Origin of the sequence: Vibrio sp. B1FIG11 (assembly GCF_905175335.1) — a bacterium.
Taxonomy (GTDB): domain Bacteria; phylum Pseudomonadota; class Gammaproteobacteria; order Enterobacterales; family Vibrionaceae; genus Vibrio; species Vibrio campbellii.
Window position 1 is genome coordinate 1,946,307 of the sequence record NZ_HG992752.1, and the last position, 20,099, is coordinate 1,966,405.

At 46.6% G+C, this 20,099-nt stretch carries 14 protein-coding genes; 9 read left to right on the top strand and 5 right to left on the bottom strand.

What is annotated here, in order from left to right; genetic code table 11:
* Nucleotides 1-133: 133 nt before the first annotated feature.
* From mtgA to KHO06_RS25375, 4 genes are all read right to left on the bottom strand, one after another.
* The gene (gene mtgA / locus KHO06_RS25360) at nt 134-811 is read right to left on the bottom strand and encodes a monofunctional biosynthetic peptidoglycan transglycosylase (protein ID WP_212582834.1); all 678 of its coding nucleotides are present in this window, start codon (nt 809-811) and stop codon (nt 134-136) included.
* A gap of 183 nt (nt 812-994) precedes the next feature.
* The gene (glgB, locus tag KHO06_RS25365) at nt 995-3,208 is read right to left on the bottom strand and encodes a 1,4-alpha-glucan branching protein GlgB (RefSeq protein WP_212583441.1); all 2,214 of its coding nucleotides are present in this window, start codon (nt 3,206-3,208) and stop codon (nt 995-997) included.
* A 223-nt stretch (nt 3,209-3,431) separates the two neighbouring features.
* Nucleotides 3,432-5,612: a 4-alpha-glucanotransferase gene (gene malQ / locus KHO06_RS25370; protein ID WP_212582835.1), complete on the bottom strand. Its 2,181-nt coding sequence runs from the start codon at nt 5,610-5,612 to the stop codon at nt 3,432-3,434.
* Between the two features lie 117 nt (nt 5,613-5,729).
* On the bottom strand, nt 5,730-8,183 hold the full coding sequence (locus tag KHO06_RS25375; RefSeq protein WP_045374166.1) for a glycogen/starch/alpha-glucan phosphorylase: 2,454 nt from the start codon (nt 8,181-8,183) through the stop codon (nt 5,730-5,732).
* A 568-nt stretch (nt 8,184-8,751) separates the two neighbouring features.
* Here KHO06_RS25375 and malT point away from each other — a divergent pair.
* The 9 genes from malT to KHO06_RS25420 all read left to right on the top strand — a co-directional run bounded on the left by malT (nt 8,752) and on the right by KHO06_RS25420 (nt 19,145).
* A complete protein-coding gene (gene malT / locus KHO06_RS25380) occupies nt 8,752-11,460 on the top strand; it encodes an HTH-type transcriptional regulator MalT (RefSeq protein WP_005429257.1) in 2,709 nt (902 codons plus the stop codon).
* Nucleotides 11,461-12,110: 650 nt separating this feature from the next.
* On the top strand, nt 12,111-13,028 hold the full coding sequence (locus KHO06_RS25385; protein WP_005429253.1) for a DUF368 domain-containing protein: 918 nt from the start codon (nt 12,111-12,113) through the stop codon (nt 13,026-13,028).
* A gap of 446 nt (nt 13,029-13,474) precedes the next feature.
* On the top strand, nt 13,475-13,900 hold the full coding sequence (locus tag KHO06_RS25390; RefSeq protein WP_212582836.1) for a hypothetical protein: 426 nt from the start codon (nt 13,475-13,477) through the stop codon (nt 13,898-13,900).
* A 9-nt stretch (nt 13,901-13,909) separates the two neighbouring features.
* Entirely contained in the window at nt 13,910-14,524 is a 615-nt protein-coding gene (locus KHO06_RS25395; protein ID WP_005532504.1) for an SCO family protein, read from the top strand.
* Nucleotides 14,514-14,981, top strand: coding sequence for a copper chaperone PCu(A)C (locus KHO06_RS25400; RefSeq protein ID WP_212582837.1), 468 nt, complete (start codon nt 14,514-14,516; stop codon nt 14,979-14,981). Before KHO06_RS25395 ends, KHO06_RS25400 begins: the two co-directional genes overlap by 11 nt.
* A gap of 177 nt (nt 14,982-15,158) precedes the next feature.
* Nucleotides 15,159-15,467: a PTS glucose/sucrose transporter subunit IIB gene (locus KHO06_RS25405; protein WP_212582838.1), complete on the top strand. Its 309-nt coding sequence runs from the start codon at nt 15,159-15,161 to the stop codon at nt 15,465-15,467.
* Nucleotides 15,468-15,725: 258 nt separating this feature from the next.
* The gene (rsgA, locus tag KHO06_RS25410) at nt 15,726-16,802 is read left to right on the top strand and encodes a ribosome small subunit-dependent GTPase A (RefSeq protein WP_212582839.1); all 1,077 of its coding nucleotides are present in this window, start codon (nt 15,726-15,728) and stop codon (nt 16,800-16,802) included.
* A 364-nt stretch (nt 16,803-17,166) separates the two neighbouring features.
* On the top strand, nt 17,167-18,384 hold the full coding sequence (sstT, locus tag KHO06_RS25415; protein WP_212583442.1) for a serine/threonine transporter SstT: 1,218 nt from the start codon (nt 17,167-17,169) through the stop codon (nt 18,382-18,384).
* Nucleotides 18,385-18,650: 266 nt separating this feature from the next.
* Complete coding sequence (locus KHO06_RS25420; RefSeq protein ID WP_212582840.1) at nt 18,651-19,145, top strand: type IV pilin; 495 nt, start codon at nt 18,651-18,653, stop codon at nt 19,143-19,145.
* A gap of 83 nt (nt 19,146-19,228) precedes the next feature.
* Here the strand turns inward: KHO06_RS25420 and pdxY are convergent, their stop codons facing one another.
* Complete coding sequence (gene pdxY, locus KHO06_RS25425) at nt 19,229-20,098, bottom strand: pyridoxal kinase PdxY (protein WP_005429237.1); 870 nt, start codon at nt 20,096-20,098, stop codon at nt 19,229-19,231.
* Nucleotide 20,099: the final 1 nt, after the last annotated feature.

Below are 20,099 nucleotides of genomic sequence, written 5' to 3' on the forward strand. Positions count from 1 at the left end.
AGTAAATGGATGAAAAACTGAGCACATCATTCTGAAAGGCTACGCCCTAAAGCTTGTGACGCTTCACATTTTGCTTTTATCGGGGCGTAGTTCTATTTATCCGAGTTTTGCCAAGACATTAAGCCCCAAATATCTACAGCTGCACATTGCCCAGATTGCGCATTTGGGTCAGCGCCCAATTGGTGCGGTGTTGGGTGTAGTTAGTGTGCGGATACACTTTAATTTTGTAAGGATTAGGCAGGACCACTGCCAATCTTGCCGCTTGCCATTGGGTCAGTTGGCTTGCATGAATGCCGTAATAGTTTTGCGCTGCCGCTTCGATACCGTAGATACCGGGACCGAACTCCACCACATTTAAATACACTTCGAGAATGCGTTCTTTACTCCACATCGCTTCCATCAACAGGGCAAAGTAGAGCTCATACGCTTTACGTACATAAGAGTGAGAAGGGAATAGAAATACGTTCTTCGCTGTTTGTTGAGTAATCGTGCTAGCCCCACGAGAAGGTCCATTCTCACCGGCTTGTGAAATAACTTTGAACAACGAATCAAAGTCCACCCCATTATGATGAGGAAACTTCTGATCTTCCGTTGCCATCACTGCCAGTTGGATGTTTTTTGAAATCTCAGACAATGGCACCCACTCTTGTTGGCTACTTTCTGGGTACCCTGATGGTGGCAAGATCATGCGGCTGATCTTCCATCCCCATAGAGGCGGATTCACGTATTTGACGAAGCCCACCAGCAAAACGGGAGTCAGTAACAAAACCAATGAAATTTTGAATAGAAACAACTTCAGTCTTTTCAGCATGCTTTATTTGCCTAACCAGAGTAAGGGGTACGCCACTGATGAATCTCTATTTGTGGCTGTTTAATTAAATGGGAGCGAAGATTGCCTGATTCAAGGTAGAACAACAAGTTTGCAAGGTCAAAAATTGGTTAAAAAAAGCCCGATTTACAATGTAAACCGGGCTTACTGTTTGATTAATAATAGCTATTTAATCAGTTTGTAGAATACCGTCGATAGCGGTGGCAAACGTAACTCAAGAGACTGAGGTAGCGACTCGCTTTCTACTTCTTCTGTTTCTACTCGGCTTACCACTTCAAAACCGCTGCCGTCGTATTTCGCATCGTCTGTGTTTAGAAGAAGCTCGTATGTACCTTCCATTGGTACGCCCAAACGGAAACGCTCATGCGGCACTGGCGTGAAGTTGCTGATCACTAATACGCGTTCGCCATCTTGGCTGATACGCTCGTGCGCAAGAATGCTTGCTTCCGCCTCATCCTGTAGACGCCATTCAAAGCCAGCTGGCACACAATCTTGATCATGCATCGCCGCTTCGTTGCGGTACAAGTGGTTCAAGTCTCGAATCAGTGCTTGCACGCCTTGGTGGCGACCAAACTCCAGCAAGAACCACTGTAGCTGGTCATCGTGGTTCCATTCTGCGGTTTGACCAAGCTCTGCACCCATGAAGTTTAGCTTCTTACCCGGTTGGCCATACATGTAGCCATAGTAAGCACGTAGGTTCGCGGTTTGTTGCCACTCATCACCTGGCATCTTGTTGTGGATCGAGCCCTTGCCGTACACCACCTCATCATGAGACAGCGACAGTACGTAGTTCTCACTGTGTGCGTAAACAAGCGGGAACGTGATGGTATTGTGGTGGTATTTACGATGAATAGGATCTTCTTGGATGTAAGAAAGACTGTCGTGCATCCACCCCATATTCCACTTAAAACCGAAGCCTAAGCCCCCCATAAAGGTTGGTGCAGATACACCCGGGAATGCCGTCGATTCTTCCGCAATGGTCATCGCATTCGGGAAGTGTTTGTAGACCTCTTCGTTCATCCACTTCAGAGTTGCGATCGCATCATAGTTCTCATTGCCGCCATCCGCATTCGGGATCCATTGATCATGGCTGCGTGAGTAATCAAGGTAGAGCATCGAAGCCACTGCGTCTACGCGAATGCCATCAATATGGAATTGCTCGAACCAGTACAGCGCGTTAGACACAAGGAAACGGCGCACATGCTCACGACCTAAATCGTAAATGTATGAGTTCCAATCTTGATGCCAGCCACGACGCGGATCTGGGTCGTGGAACAGTGGCGTACCATCAAAGTTTGCTAAGCCATGATCATCCGATGGGAAGTGTGCTGGAACCCAATCCAGTACTACACCAAGACCCGCTTGGTGACACGCATCAACAAAGAACTTGAAGTCATCAGGTGAGCCGTAACGACTCGTTGGCGCAAACAGACCGACTGGTTGGTAACCCCAAGAGCCAAAGAACGGGTGTTCAGAAACTGGCATTAGCTCAACGTGGGTGTAGCCCATATCTACTAGGTATGGCACAAGCTCAGCAGCCAGTTCACGATAGTTTAAGAAATCACCATCTTCATTACGTTTCCAAGAACCTGCGTGCAACTCGTAGAAAGACAGTGCTTCATCACGCTTTTGCGTCACTGCACGGTTCTGCCATTTCGCGTCTTGCCATTGGTAACGGTTGTGATCGTAAGTGATCGATGCGAAAGATGGGTATTGCTCTGAGTAGAAGCCCCAAGGATCTTGTTTGTGAGGAAGCCCTTCTCCATTCGGACCTTTGAGTTCAAATTTGTATTGTACGCCCTCTTCCAAACCAGGAATAAACAAGCCCCAGATACCGTAGTCTAGGCGTTGCATTGGATGACGACGGCCATCCCATTGGTTGAAGCTGCCCACTAAGCTAATTGCCGATGCGTGAGGTGCGTAAACCAAGAAGCGAACACCAGAGATGTTTTCACCACCACGCTCTAGGGTCACAAATTGCGAGCCCATATAGCGGTACATGTCTTTTGGTGTATGCAGGTGTTCATATTCTTGGTAAATGTTGTGGTACTGGTAAGGATCGTCGATCAATTGTTCAACGCCATTCCAATCCACGGCAAGTTGGTAATGAGTCAGGTTTAAATCGTGCTTTTCTTTTAAAATAAAACCACTTTCGCCTTCGCGCTCAAGTGCAACGCGGGGTTCACCAGTGACAACTAGCTCGACGTTATTTGCACCTGGCATCCACACACGTAATGACCCTTCGCCGTCATCAATGAATGGACCAAGCGACGCAAATGGATCTGAGTAAGCCGCCTGAGATAATAGTTCGTAAGCACGTTCGTGGTTTTTCTTTACCTTAGTTTTCAAATCTTTCTCCCTAGCCCCGATATTCTCCATATATTTTCGAACATCGGTTTCCACAGCCAAACGTTGTGAATTCACATAAAAGACTCTGCTATCGAATTTAACAGCGTCAAAAAGCAAAAATGCCCGCTATTTTTGCGGGCATAATAACGGTACTTCATCCTAACGGATTGTGCCGGTTCAATGAGTGACCTAGGCTTTACTTTCGTACCTCGGTACAATTAATTTAAGTAATTGCTACATCACTCATTTCACCTTATTTGCTCGCTTTCGCGCGCACTTCAGTTAGGCGCTTAGAAATACGATTTACGTCTTCACGGCTGAAGATTTCATCTAGGTTCATCGACAGTTTACGACGCCAGTTCGGGTACTCATTTACCGTACCAGGAATGTTGACCGGTTGATCCATTTCTAGCCAGTCTTCAAGTTGAACACTCAACAGTGCAGAATCACCCGCAGCCACGTGCAACTGCAACGCTTCACTTAGGTAAGTATCCATCGGCACATATTGTGCGTCATGACCAATACCTTCTGGTAGGTAACCATGCCAACGAACGCTGTCTAGGATGCCTTGTTTGCACTTCAGACGGTCATCAAACAAGCCTTCTAGTTGCTCTTCGTCAGGGTATAGACCGATCTCACGCCCCATCTTCAAGTCATCACAATGCCAGAAGCCACGTAGGGTTGGCATATCGTGCGTACACAGTGCTGACATAGACTGTTCAGCGTAATGCTTCGGAGAAATAAAGCCGCCGTCGTCTTTTGATGTTTCGAAGAAGAACACTTTGTACGAGTGAACACCTGCGTCACGAAGGATATCCACGATTTCATCAGGCACTGTACCCAAATCTTCACCGATAACTGAACACTGATGACGATGTGACTCAAGTGCTAGGATTGCTAGCATGTCTTCAACTGGGTAGTACAGGTAAGCACCTTCAGTTGCCTTCTCACCTTTTGGAATCCACCACAGACGAAGTAGACCAAGTACGTGGTCAATACGAAGTGCACCACAGTGTTTCATGTTCGCACGTAGTAACTTGATGTACGCATCGTAACCGGTCGCTTCCAACACTTGTGGGTTAAGCGGTGGTAGACCCCAGTTTTGACCAAGAGGGCCAAGGATATCTGGTGGAGCACCAATACTAGCGTCCAGAACTAGGTTGCCATCATCAGCCCAAGTTTCGCTGCCTGAATCCGCAACACCAACAGCCAGATCACGGTACAGACCAACCGTCATACCTTTTTCTTCAGCTAGCGCTTGTGCTTCTTTAATTTGATCGTCAGCGATCCACTGCAAGTACATGTACAGGTGAACACGTTCTGCGTTGTCTTTGATGTACTTCTGAGTGGCTGCAGAATCAAATGTGCGGAACTTCTCAGGGAATACCGGCCAGCCCCACACACTTGAATCTTCAGCATGCAGTTCACCGTGTAGCGCATCGAATGCTGCTTGGTGAAGTAGGCTTTCGCCGCCAAGTTCTACAAACTCTAGGAATGCGCGCGCGCGATCAGTGTTCTTGTCTAGATGACGTGCTTTGAACTCGCTAAACAGCAGCGGTAAAACACTCATCTTGAGTTCAGACACTTCGGTGTAGTTCACCCAGTGTGAGTCACGAGCTTTTTGTAGACGTTGCTGGAACTCTGCGCTGCCAACACGTTGCTGAGCTTCTGCACTTAACGCAAATTCAGGCACTGAACTTACGTCGATGTACATGATGTTCAACCAACGACGAGAAGACGGGCTGTATGGGCTCGCACCTTCTGGGTTCGCTGGGAACAATGAATGAATTGGGTTCAAACCAATGAAGTCACCGCCACGAGATGCGATGTCACTCACCAACTGCTTCAGGTCACCGAAGTCACCGATACCCCAGTTGTGCTGAGTACGCAGTGTATAAAGCTGGATGCTTGGGCCCCATAGCTTTTTGTGTTGGTTTAGGTCTTCTTGTTTGAAACACGCTTTAGGTGTGATGATCAGCGACATTTCGTAAGGGGTCTTGCGACGCTTACGGCTGATGATCAGTTTGTGGTAACCCCATGCCAAGTTCTGTGGCAATGCAAACACTAGAGGGCCACCCTCAGCTCGTTCATCACGAACAATTTGCGACTGAAGATAGCCTTCAAGTACCTCTCCTTGTTCTGTTTCTAAACGCCAGCTAAATTCGCTCTCGCGAGCACTCGTACCTAGGTTTAGTTCCACTTCGACTGGGTCGCCGTCGCGTAAAACAAGAACAGGGGCTAGTACGTCTTTCTTATGTTTTTTCTCAGCAGAAGCCAATAGCTTCTCATCGCTGCTAGTATCGTAGCCAAGTGAAGTGAGCAAGCGGCGCAGTGTTTCTTCAGAAACTTTTGCCTCGTCTCCCCACGCGCTGACGTAGCTATCAGCTAATCGCGCCATGTCTGCGACTTTCTTTAATGCTGTTTGTTCTTTCATCGCTTTCTCCGAAGGTAATACCAACACCTTCCATGTAGGGTTTTATTGTTATCAATAACTAATTCTTGAAAATGACCAAAGGTAGCACTCGGCTACCTTGGTCTTAACTGGGTTCTATTAGCGTTTCACCGCTTCAAGTTTCCAGATGTTGTTCACGTAGTCGCGGATAGAGCGATCTGATGTGAACTTACCAACTAGGGCAGTGTTAAGAATCGCTTTCTTAGCCCAGCCTGCTTGGTCTTTGTATTGTTTGCCCATTTCTTCATGCGCTTTCACATAAGATGCGAAGTCAGCAAGACATAGGTATGGGTCACCGCCATCTAGTAGGCTATCGAATGTCGCGCGTAGTAGGCCTGGTTGACCTGGCGTAAACTCGTCACCTGTTAGTAGGTCTAGAGACGCTTTCAATAGGTGATCGGCGTTGTAGTAGTCGTAAGGGTTGTAGCCAGCAGCTTTAACCGCTTTCACGCCTTCAACATCAAGACCGAAGATGTAGATATTCTCGTCGCCCACTTCTTCACGAATCTCAACGTTAGCACCATCCATCGTACCGATAGTTAGGGCACCGTTAAGAGCCATCTTCATGTTACCTGTACCAGATGCTTCTTTACCCGCTAGCGAGATTTGTTGTGAAACGTCTGCCGCAGGGATGATGATCTCAGCCATGCTCACGCGGTAGTCAGGGATGAATACCACTTTCAGTTTGTTACCGATGCGAGGATCGTTGTTGATCTTCTCTGCAACCTTGTTCACTGCGAACATAATTTCTTTCGCTAGGTGGTAGCCCGGTGCTGCTTTCGCTGCGAAGAAACATACGCGTGGCTCACACTCGAAACCTGGTTCGTTCAGGATACGGTGGTATAGAGACAGAATGTGCAGCAGATCTAGGTGCTGACGCTTGTACTCGTGTAGACGCTTGATTTGAACATCGAAGATAGCATTAGTATCTAGTTCGATACCCATGTTCTCTTTCACCCAGTTAGCTAGGCGCTCTTTGTTCTCTTTCTTAACAGCCATGAATTCTTTTTGGAATTTCGCGTCTGTTGCGTACTTAGCAATACCTTCTAGCTGCTCTAGTTTCGCTGGCCATTCTGGACCAATTTTCTCAGTGATTAGCTTAGAAAGACCTGGGTTACAGAACTTCAACCAACGACGTGGCGTGATGCCGTTCGTTACGTTGTGTAGACGAGTTGGGTACATCTCGTGGAACTCTGGGAATAGGTCTTTCTTAACCAATTCAGAGTGAAGTGCTGCTACGCCGTTTACCGCGTAAGAACCAATCACACATAGGTTAGCCATGCGAACCATGCGGTTGAAACCTTCTTGGATGATAGAAAGCTTCGCTTGCTTCTCACCGTCACCAGGCCACATCTTACGAACTTCTTGTAGGAAGCGGTGGTTGATTTCAAAAATGATTTCCATGTGACGTGGAAGTAGACGCTGGATTAGCGACTCTGGCCATGTCTCTAGTGCTTCTGGAAGTAGCGTGTGGTTAGTGTACGCGAATGTCTGAGAACTGATTTCCCAAGCCGCTTCCCAAGAAAGACCTTTCTCGTCCACTAGGATGCGCATTAGCTCAGGGATAGCAATTGTTGGGTGCGTATCGTTAAGCTGGATAGTCTCTTGCTTAGGTAGATCCGCTAGCGAGTAACCTGCGGCTTCGTGGCGACGTAGGATGTCGCGTACAGACGCTGCTGAGTGGAAGTACTGTTGCATTAGACGCAGTGTTTTACCTTTTTCGTGGTTGTCGTTCGGGTAAAGCACTTTAGTGATGTTACCTGCGTCGATCAGCGCGTGCTGAGCTTCGAAGTAATCACCGTTGTTAAAGCTTTCTAGTGAGAATGGTGCAATTGCCTGACATTCCCAAAGACGTAGAGGGTAAACCGTGTCTGATTCGTAACCTACGATAGGTAGATCCCAAGGCATTGCTTTTACAGACATGCCAGGAACCCATTTACGAACTTCTTTACCGTTCTCGTTTACCACTTCAACGTGACCGTAGAAGCCGATTTCTTGCGCAAGCTCAGGGCGAGCCACTTCCCAAGGGTAACCTTCTACACCACGCCATGCGTCTGGTGCTTCTTGTTGACGGCCGTCTTTGAACGACTGCTTAAATAGACCGTATTCGTAATGCAGGCCGTAACCTACAGTTGGGAATTCTTGAGCCGCACATGAATCCATGAAACATGCCGCTAGACGACCTAGACCACCGTTACCCAATGACGGGTCGCGTTCTTCTTCTAGAAGGTCTGTTAGGTTGTGACCTAGCTCAGCCATTGCTTCAGTGATCTCTTCGTAAAGACCCATGCTGATTAGGTTGTTACCAGTCAAACGACCGATAAGGAATTCTAGTGAAAGGTAGTTAACGCTTTTCGCTTCTTGGATGCGAGCGTCCGCTTCAGTAGCAAGCAAATCACAAGTCGTAAATTCAGCCAGTGCGCGACCCATTGCTAGGTACCATGCGCGGCTATCTGCATTTTCAATCGTGTGAGCGTAAGTTACAGATAGATGTTTCTTCACGCTTTCTTGGAACGACTTCTTGTCAAATTGTTTCTGTTGAGTAGGTTTCATTAAGAAATTCTCACGTCTTTTAGTAATTCATCTGCCATACATCGTGCATTTCCCTCTGTGAATAAACATCCTCCCATTTGTCCTCCCCACAAGGAGGAGGGGGTAGGGCGTAGAGGGCGTAAGCTTGCAAACTTAGTGATCTAAATCGCAACACAGCAGCCTATCGTCCGATTCTTAGTGATTCGGATCACAGCCACCTAATGGAAAGATTAAAATTTGTTCATGACGTTTTTTATTCACCCTTCTCACTCCATTGTAAAAACTGTCTTATCGATCACATTACTTCTTTTAACATTGATAATTTCTCCTTAATAGATGTGCAACTCTTTCTACATGGGATCAATACCACCGGCTTTTAAGTGACAAAAATCACAAATAAAGGGCGTAGTTGATGGCATTTACATCAACTCTCGAGAATTAGGAAGTGGATCAAAGTAAGAGGCATTTCTGATGTCGTAACATCCACAACGACTCGCAAGCTTGTACACTTTTTATACAAACTAGAATTTAGTGGTGTGAGTCAATTTCTAGTTTCGCTAGCTTAAAAAATTTAAGGACAGAATTAATAATGTGGATTCCATCAAAACTTACTCGCCCTGGCCGCTTGCATAATGCGATCGTCCGCCCGCGAGTATTGGACTTACTACAACAAGCGCCTTACTACAAACTGGTACTGTTTCGCTCGCCAGCTGGTTACGGGAAAACCACCATGGCAGCACAGTGGCTATCAGATAAACCGAATGTGGGTTGGTACAGCATCGATGACAGTGACAACGATGGGTTTCGCTTCGTCAACTATTTACTGCAAGCTTTAAACAAAGCGACCAACTACAACTGTTCCAACGCACAAAAATTGGCTGAGAAACGTCAGTTCTCTTCTTTACGCTCTTTATTCAGCGAAGTTTTCGCTGAGATGGCGGATTTTCAGCACGAGTGCTATGTCGTTTTAGATGACTACCATTTGATCACTAACGACGAAATTCACGAGTCAATGCGCTTCTTCTTAAAGCACATGCCAGACAACCTGACTGTGGTGGTCACTAGCCGTGCGGCGCCACCATTGGGTACTGCGAACCTTCGCGTCCGTGATCTGATGATTGAAATCGGCAACGAGATGTTGGCGTTCGATACCGAAGAAACCACTCGTTTCTTTAACCAACGCATTGCCGATGGCATCGATGAAGATATGGCCAATAACCTGCGCACTTACGTAGAGGGCTGGCCATCCGCGCTACAGCTAATCGCACTTCAGGCGCAGCACCAGAACCGCACACTGGCACAAACCGTAGAATCGGTGTCTCAGTTTAACCACGCGCATCTGTGGGATTACCTCGTAGAAGAAGTCTTTGACCTTCTCGACCAAGAAACCCGTCATTTCTTAATGCAAGTGTCGGTGCTTGACCACTTTAACGACGAGCTCGTGTTTGCCCTGACTCAGCGTGAAGACGCGCTAGGCATGATTGAATCACTCAACCGCTTCGGCTTGTTTATCTATCCATTAGAAGGTGAGCAAAACTGGTTCCGCTTCCATAACCTATTTGGTGAGTTCTTATCTCATGAGCGCCTTGCTCGCATTCCTCAACAAGAAAAAGACCTACACCGAAATGCCGCGGTTGCTTGGCTTAAGCAAAAAGCCCCTCATCAAGCGATTCATCACGCCCAAAAGTCCAACGACACCGATCTGATCGTAGAAATTTTGAATGAGTTCGGCTGGAAGATGTTCAACCAAGGCGAGTTGACAACCCTAGAGTCTGCCATCAATCAACTTGATAAAGATCTGCTGTTCAGCCATCCGAAATTATCGATGTTGCGAGCTTGGCTAGCGCAGAGTCAACACCGCTATAACCAAGTAGGCAAATTGCTAGCGGAAGCAGAAGAAGAGCACAAGAAGCGTAATATTGAAATCGATTCTGGCTATCAAGGCCAAGCGAATGCCCTACTCGCTCAGGTCGCGATCAACAGCAACCAACCAGAGCACGCATTAGAGCTTGCCGAGCTTGCCTTAAGCCAGCTTGACCCAACCGTATACCGCAGCCGTATTGTGGCTACCTCGGTCGTCGGCGAAGTTAACCACGTATTAGGCAAACTGGATCGCGCATTGCCAATGATGCAGCAAACCGAAAAACTGGCGCGCCAGTATCAGGTTTACCACCAAGCGTTGTGGGCAATCTTGCAGCAAAGCGAAATCATGATCGCCCAAGGCTACGTTCAAGCCGCATTTGAACTGCAAGATTCAGGCTTCCGTCTGATTGAAGATCAGCAACTTCAACACGTTCCTCTTCATGAGTTCTTGCTACGTATTCGTGCGCAGGTATTGTGGTGCTGGAACCGTTTGGATGAAGCGGAAGAATGTGCGTACAAAGGCCTGCAAATTCTAGAAAACCACTCACCAAGTAAACACTTACACAGCTACTCAATGTTGGCTCGCATTGCCATTGGCCGTGGTGAGTTGGATAAAGCTGGCAAGTTCATCGAGCACATCCAGCACTTAATGAAGCAATCCACTTACCACGTTGACTGGACAGCAAATGCCTCACTTTCTCTGATCTTATTCTGGCAAGCGCGCGGCAATACAGAAGCGATTCAAGAATGGTTGAACACCGCCGTCCGTCCTGAATCGGCATGTAACCACTTCCAACAGTTGCAATGGCGTAATATTGCTCGTGCTCATATCAACCTTGGTCAGTATGATGAAGCGCGCGAAGCACTGGACTTTTTACAAAGCGAAGCTCGCCGTACGAATTTGGTGACGGATACGAACCGTAACTTGGTTGTCGAAGCCATCTTGGCAGCACGCCAGAAAGACGAAGAGCAAGCCAAAACACTGCTGAAAGAAGCACTAGTGATGACAAATCAGACAGGCATGGTAGGTAACTTCTTAACTGACGGCGCAACCATTGGTGGTCTGCTAGAGAAGCTGAGCTTGCGTCATGAATTGGGCGATCTAGAACGCCATCGTGCGCAACAGTTGATGAAAGACATTTCATCTAACCAACGCAGCCGTTCTATTCACTTCGATGAAGACTTTATCGAGAAGCTAGTCAATCACCCGAATGTACCGGAATTGGTTCGTACTAGCCCACTGACTCAACGCGAATGGCAAGTACTTGGCCTGATTTACTCTGGCTTTAGCAACGAGCAAATCGCACAAGAGCTGGATGTGGCAGGCACAACGATTAAGACTCACATTCGTAACTTGTACCAGAAGCTTAACATTGCCAACCGTAAGGAAGCGATCGTGACAGCGGAAAACTTATTGCAGCTAATGGGTTACTGATTGGATTGAGTAAATATAAGTGGTGAACACAAGGGTTGGCGTTATGCGTCAGCCCTTTTTTATTACTCAATAATCTTTGAAAAGTGCAAATTGCAAAGCACGTAGGAAACGTTGTACATATATTCCAAACAAAAAAATAGCCAACCGCAATTAGGGCGATTGGCTTATGTATTTTGTGAACAATGTGTATTCACTAACAACGTCAGTTGGCTAGGTGACCCTCGGCTTAAGAAGGGTCGAAAAGAATTATGCATTAATCATGCCAATTTGAAAAGCACTATTTCTGGGCACAAGATCTCATATCAAATCTTGTTACACCCTCCACCTTTGCATTATGCAAACCCAAAATGCAAAGCGCAATTGCAAGACGCAAACTGGTCACATAAGTGATAAATAAATCATCAATTAGCCAAATTCACCAAAATTATCGTTTGTCCTAGGCAATTTATACTATTTGTCGATTTTTATATTTCAACGTCTTTGTCGTCCAATATCGCTTATCTGCCTGTTTTGGTTTGTTGAAACTCGCAACTTCACCCGAGATGTTCTGATAAGCAATCATTTCGATATCTTCAGCAGCACTATTTCATACTTTTTTGACATCAATGTTTGTATACTCACTGCCATCAACATGACTTAGTACTTGAGAAATGAACTATCTAATCACCTACTTTAAAGGAATGGCTATGGGTGCAGCTGATGTTGTCCCTGGCGTATCAGGCGGCACCATCGCATTCATTACCGGCATTTACGACACGCTGCTAGAAAGCATTCGACGTATTAACCCATCACTTTTCTCGATTTGGAAAAAAGATGGCTTCAAAGCCGCATTTAGCCACATTAACGGCTTCTTCCTGATTTCATTGTTTGCAGGCATCTTCACCAGCATCGCAACTCTGGCCAAACTGATCAGTTGGTTACTAGAGACCCATCCAATTCCAATTTGGTCATTCTTCTTTGGTCTGATTTTGGTGTCGGTTTACCACATCATTCGCCAAGTAGAAAAGCGCGATGCGATTCGCTTTGTCGCACTATTAATTGGTGTTGGCTTTGCTTACAGCATCACGGTGCTAAAACCACTTCATATGGAACCAACGGCGATCAACACCATTCTTGCTGGTGCCATCGCAATCTGTGCGATGATTCTACCGGGCATCTCAGGTAGCTTTATTCTGCTGTTGATTGGCATGTACGCACCTGTTTTAGGCGCAGTGAAAGGTTTCCAAATTGATATCCTTGCGCTGTTCCTTGTTGGCTGTGTGGTCGGTCTGTTGTCTTTCTCTCATCTGTTATCTTGGTTACTCCGCAAGTTCCGCGATGTCACTCTGATGTTCCTTACAGGCTTGATGATCGGTACGCTACCAAAGATCTGGCCTTGGAAAGAGACGCTAACATGGCGTACAAACTCGAAAGGTGAACAAGTACCATTGCTAGAGCAAAACCTGTCACCGTTTGAGTTTGAGCACATCACGTCTCAACCATCACAACTGGTGTTAGCCGTTATCATGATGCTAGCTGCTATCGCGCTGGTGCTTGGTTTAGAGAAGTTTGCAGATTCAAACAAGTAGAGCAAAATCACTGTTTAATCATTTAGGAAGCGGAGCCATTGGCTCCGCTTTTTTTGTTTACGCTTCACAAACGATAAGTTTCAAATAGATAGATATACCCAAGTGACTTCAAGATGCAGGATTCAGAGCGTTGTCATTGATTCGAGGGCAAGGAAGACAACGCAGCGTAATAGCCAGCTATTTCCAAGTTGTTTGACGCAGCAATCGAGTCAATGACACGCTCCCAAAGGGCGAGTTGTCTTGGCTTGTATACTTTGTTGTCGATTCTTGATTTAGACCCACCAAACCTTTAAATCGTCGCCGCGTCTACAAACCAAGTCATTCTCGCTGAACCAGCATCTCGAGGTTACTTGGGTATAGTGCACAATTTGTTGAAGTTACGAGTTTTCCTACATCCCATCTGTGCTAGGATGCTGGCAATGTTAAGTGATAAATACTGAATCTTAATGAAAGTGTTACAAATCGCAGGGATAGCCGTTGCACTGGTTGCTGGCTTTTACGCGCCTACCCTGTTCAAAAACTTCTCTTCAGCGCCCGAGCCTAAGTCGCTCGATGAATACTGTTTCCTCTCTACTGAACCTTGCATCCAACATGATGTTGCGATGACGCTTAGCGTCGATACTGCTCAACCTCTGATCCCAGCTCAGCTCGAAGTCGAATGGCAAGACAGCGAAGCGGATCAGCTCGTATTAAGTTTGGTTGGTCAAGAAATGGAAATGGGCGAGCCAAAATTCATGCTGAAGAAAGTGGCGCCGGGTAAATTTGTGGGCGATGTGACATTGCCCGTTTGTACACAAGATTCAATGACGTGGGTTGGTGAGCTTTCCGACGGTAAAGACACCATCTACCCAGCCCTCAAAATGCAAAGATAAGGAATAACTATGAGCCGTAATTGGTCTCTTTTTCTCGTGGTTGCTTTCGTTCTCGGCTTTGGTACTAAAACGTATCTAGACGGCCAAAAAGAGGTAGAGAAAAAACCGCAACAAGTCGCTACCGAACAAAGCGTGTTGTTTGGCGAAGGCGATAAACCTGTCGATATTTTCGACACTAGTGATGATCGAATTCGTATTGTTTACTTTGGCTTTACGCGCTGCCCAGATGTGTGCCCAACCTCATTAGCCATGCTAGCCGGTGCTCTCAACCAAATCGACGATGCACAAAAAGCACAGTTGCGTCCGATGTTCATCTCACTTGATCCGGAACGCGACGAAGCAGATGCATCCGCTAAGTACGCCCATTACTTCCACCCAATGATTGAAGGTCTGTCAGCGCCACTTGATGTGACCACCCCACTTGCTCATAAGTACGGTGTCATTTTCCGTAAAACAGAGCTTGAAGGCTCGGAGCTCAAATACACACTCGACCACAGCTCTTACTTCTATTTCTTGAAGCCTGACGGCACACTCATCACCAAAGTGCCGCATACCTTAACGCCTGCGCCAATTGTCGAGGCAATAACCAAACTGACTGCAGAAGGAAAAACCAATGAAAGCTAAGCATGCAATCAAAACATTGGCACTCTCCGCCCTACTTCTAAGCCCTTTGGCACAAGCAAATCTCAACGTGATGCCACATGACCCCTATGCACGAGCAATGGCGCCAGGTGCTGTCACTAGCGCTGTGTTTGTGACCTTTGCTAACCGAAGCCAAGAAGACATCAATATTGTCGCAGCAGAAACCCCTGCAGCAGGTAAAGTCGAGTTGCACGATGTGATTAAAGAAGGCGATGTAATGAAGATGCGCCAAGTAGACCACATCACACTCGCTGCAAAAGAGACCACCGAGCTAAAACCGGGCAGCCTGCATATCATGCTATTTGACCTTAAAAAGCCGCTTAATGAAGGCGACGAAATCGAAGTGACAGTGACTTACGACAACGGCCAAAAGCAAAGCTTTACTGCACCAGTTAAAAAAGTCATGGCAGGAATGAAAAAGCACGAACATCATCATTAGTGCTTCTTCACTTCATCGATTCAAAGCTCCTCCAACGTGAGGAGCTTTTTTATTCCTCTCTCTTTTCTCTAAGCCGTATTCGCCAAACTATCAATGCATGATTTTGTGTCCTAAATCAGAGCGAAACAGCCGCAACTGAGATATAAACAAGGCTTTGTTGTAAACGAGTTTCTCGCCATGTTAAAAGCCCTTGCTCGCGTATTTAAAATGCTGACGCACGTAAATCCAAATCTGGAACAAGATGTTGACACCATCATTGACGGTATCGGTGGCATGGATAATTTGGTGGAAACCGGAGCTTGTGCGACAAGGCTACGCCTCACACTAAAAGACACTGCAATCGTGAATCAAAAAGCATTGAAAGCACACGGAGCACATGGCGTGGTGATCATCGATGAGCGACATATCCAAATCATCTACGGCGTAAAAGCCAATACCTATTCACAAGAGATGGAAGAACGTCGAATAAAGCACGTATCGCTCTAAAAAAGTGCAAAGGAGTTGTAAGAATCGAATCACAGCCGCTATACTCCGGCCGTTAATTCACCAACTAAGAGGAAATATGATGATTGTAATGAATAACACTAACTGGGCAATGAAAGGGTAAACGTCCAACTTTTTTCTCGTGGCTAAGCCACAACTCCTCCCTTCCTTGCCCGGTTTTCACCGGGGTCAGCTCTATGCGAATTAGACCCTAATGCGATTTGTATTAAGGCGCTTTGTTGCGTCTGGGATAATTCAACAATGAATAAAACACTTTCTTTTTGTGAAACACTACTAACTCAACCTCACCCATTAAAGCTATTAGGTTGGAAACCGTTTTTTCAACAACAACTGACGTTAGACGATTACGAGAACACGCTTTTCGCGCGAGTGATTGCTCACCATCGTAGTGGTTACGTTGTGGTTAGCGAACAAGGTGAAACTCACTTACCTATCCATACCTCGTTACCCAGCATGACCGTTGGTGACTGGGTGATACTCAACCACCAGCAGCAGTTTTCTCGTTTACTTGAGCGCCGCAGCTTATTCAGCCGTAAAGCCGCTGGCAGCAAGGTCGCTGAGCAACTTATTGCCGCCAACGTGGATACGGTCTTTATCGTTTGTTCACTCAATCACGACTTTAATCTCAGCCGCATTGAGCGCTACTTGGCACTCATCAATGAAGCCGATGTAGAACCTGTGATTGTGCTGACGAAAGCCGACTTATGTGACGACGCTGACGAGCTCAAAGCTCAGGTACAAAAGCTAGATCCACTGCTTATGGTAGAAAGTGTTAACGGCTTGGACGAATCAGACGTTACTAAGTTGATGGGTTGGTGTGGTGAAGGTCAAACCGTCGCCTTCATCGGTTCTTCTGGGGTAGGAAAATCGACCTTAGTCAACACCCTACTTGGCGAGCAAGAACAAGCGACTGGCGGAATTCGTGAAGATGACAGCAAAGGTCGACATACGACGACCTCACGCTCAATCCACCTATTGCCTTCTGGTGGGATCTTAATGGACACGCCGGGAATGCGAGAGATCCAATTGGCAGATTGCGAAGCAGGTGTGAGTGAAACGTTCGCTGATGTTGAAGCCTTAGCAGAAAACTGTCGATTCAGCGATTGTCAGCATCAAACAGAGCCGGGTTGCGCGGTTCAAGCCGCAATTGAAGATGGCACATTAGAGATGCGCCGCTTTACTAACTACCAGAAGTTACTGCGAGAACAAGCCCACAACGGCGCGACTCTCGCAGAACAACGAGCACAGAGTAAACAGTTCGGAAAAATGGTACGCAGTATCGTTGGCGAAAAGCGCAAACACCAACGAGGTTATTAACTTGTTGCATTTGCGTAATCAATAGAACAAAGGAGGCTAACGCCTCCTTTTTTAATAACTTAGTGAAAAACCATCATTCATACTTTGCCATACAAAGCAACACAAAAGACCAATAACGATAACATTGAGCAAACATTTAAACTAAGAACAAACTAAAACTAGACACAAAATATTACCAAGCTAAGATATGTGATATTCAGCAAGAAAATAGCTGAATTTATAAATACAGGATAATTGATAATCAGGACGTCTTAGCAACGCAATAACAAGATTCAGCCCCCTTAACGCAAGGGAATATTACGCCGTGTGATGACTGAATTTGCGCTGTTGCTGAGGCAAAAAATTGCAGGAATGATGTATGCAAATGCAACACAACAGTCTCGTTGCCCGATACGCTCGCGGTAACCTCGTTCTCCAAATCCTTGTCGGTATCGTCTTTGGTATCTTGCTTGCAACGATCTCACCAAGCCACGCTGAAAGCGTTGGTATGCTGGGTAGTCTATTTGTAGGTGCGCTAAAAGCGATTGCTCCAATATTGGTATTCATCTTGGTTGCTGCGTCTATCGCGAACCAAAAGAAAAACCAACACACTTACATGCGTCCAATCGTAGTTCTTTACTTAGCGGGCACTTTCTTTGCAGCATTAACCGCAGTGTTACTAAGCTTCCTTTTCCCGACCAATCTAACGCTAGTAACAGGCGCTGAAGGTGCAACGCCACCACAAGGTATCGCAGAAGTTCTACAAACCTTGCTGTTCAAACTGGTTGATAACCCAGTAAACGCGCTAGTAGAAGCTAACTACATCGGTATTCTTGCTTGGGGCGTGGGTCTGGGTCTTGCACTTCACCACGCATCAGCAACGACAAAAGCGGTATTCGAAGATCTAAGCCACAGTGTTTCTCACATTGTTCGCTTCATCATTCGTCTTGCGCCTTTCGGTATCTTTGGTTTGGTTGCATCAACGTTTGCTACAACAGGCTTCGGCGCACTAGCAAGCTACGCTCACCTTCTAGCGGTACTACTGGGCTCAATGTTTATCATTGCGCTAGTGGTTAACCCAGCGATCGTGTACTTCAAAACCAAAGAAAACCCATACCCATTGGTGTTCCAATGTCTACGTGAAAGTGGCGTAACAGCATTCTTCACTCGTTCAAGTGCTGCGAACATTCCTGTGAACATGAACCTATGTAAGAAGCTAGACTTAGACGAAGATACGTACTCAGTGTCTATCCCGCTAGGCGCAACTATCAACATGGCAGGTGCAGCAATCACTATCACTACCCTAACGCTAGCAGCGGTACACACTATGGGTATCGAAGTTGACCTAATGACGGCAGTACTACTAAGTGTTGTTGCAGCGGTATCAGCGTGCGGCGCGTCTGGTGTTGCAGGTGGTTCTCTACTACTTATCCCACTTGCGTGTGGTCTGTTTGGTATCTCAAACGACGTAGCAATGCAGGTTGTAGCGGTTGGCTTCATCATCGGTGTGATTCAAGACTCGGCTGAAACAGCGCTAAACAGCTCAACAGACGTTATCTTCACTGCCGCTGTTTGCAAATCAGAACAGCAAAAAGCTCAGTAAGACTTAAACATCTTTAAGATCTCAATAATAGAAAGGGGAGCCAACGCGGCTCCCCTTTTTTGTGTAAACGTCAATTAATACCGCCACACCAAACGAATTCAAAATGCAAGAGGAGCAATATGCTCCTCTCCTCATACTTTGATCATACTTCAACTTTGCGTCAGGATTTTCTGAAACACACAATTTGCCCTTAAATTTTCGAAAATCGATACGTAGAATCCCGCCCTGTTATGCGTATGGTTGAGTTGTACATAGGGTAAAAACCAATGAGATTGTTGTCTGGATTCTCGTCAAAAGAGTGGCTTTTAACAGCCGTGGTGCTCGGTGGTTTAACCGCTTATGCCGTTTATCACTCCAAGCAACGTACTTCTGATGCTCGCACAGCCGCCATCCAAGTGATCTTCGCTGACATGCAGTATCACGTTTCTATTCTGAATCAGAATGCGAAAGCCTTTAAGCAAGACCACGGAGCCGATCAGTGCGTTTTAACCGCCGCTGGGTATCAAGAGTTTTACAATGGCTACCCAGAAACCCAAAGTGAGTGCGGTGGGCAGGTCAGCTTCTTCGATAACCTAACCATCACCGATGAGATGAGACAGACAGATTTAGTCTTCATCGAGAACAACCAATACTCCATGGTTGGGTATGGCAGTGACGAATCACCAGAAGCGCTGATGGCAGGCAAATGCTACGCCTACTACCGAATGGATGGCAAAGGCGCGGATGGACACAGCTTTAAAGTTGATACCTCTCGCTGTTAGGGCAGACTTAACGCTGTGTAGACCGGGCTATAGAAATCAAAAAGGGAGCTCAATGCTCCCTTTTTACTGTTTCCAGCCTGAATTTACGCTTGGCTGAGTGTTACTTCTTCCAATGGGAAATGCGCGCTAGGTTCAACGAACTCTTGTTGTGCTGCGATGGTTTGCAGTTCCCATTCGCCCGCTTGGTAAGTCGCGTTAAGTACACCGTAGCAAGCATCGTGGCAGTGTTGGAACGCTTGTTTTGGCGTCCAACCTTTCAATAGACCAGCGGTGAAAATCGCCGAAATTAAATCACCAGCGCCTACGGGTGCTTTAGCAAATTCAAAATGAGGACGCTTCGCTAGGTAAGTGCCTTCTGGTGTCGCAAGTAGCATATTGAAGCTGTCATCTGACAGGCAGTAAAGGTGCTTCACCAACACCACTTTAGGGCCTTTTGCTAGCGCACGCTGACACGCGTTAATCGCGTCATCCAAGGTGTGAATTTCCATCTCTGCAAATTGGCTTAGCTCGAACTGGTTAGGCACGATCACATCCGCCATTGGCATGAGACGATTCAACAAGTTTTCTGCGATACCCGGCGCAACAATACAGCCTTTGTCTGGCGCGCCCATCACTGGGTCACACACGTAAAGCGCTTCTGGATTCGCTTGTTTAACTTTAGTGACGGTATCTTCTACTGCCAGACATTGCTCAGCACTGCCTTGGTAGCCGGTCAGAACGGCTTGGCACTTTTCTAGTGCGCCAATATTGCCAAGACCACGAACTAATTCGCTGATGTCATCAGCCGAAAACGCACGACCCGTCCAGCCTTCTTGATACTGGGTGTGGTTAGAAAATTGAACCGTGTGAATAGGCCACACTTCGAAACCCATGCGTTGCATTGGGAAAACGGCACTGCTGTTACCAGCGTGACCAAAAGAAACATGAGATTGTATAGAGAGGATACCTTGCATA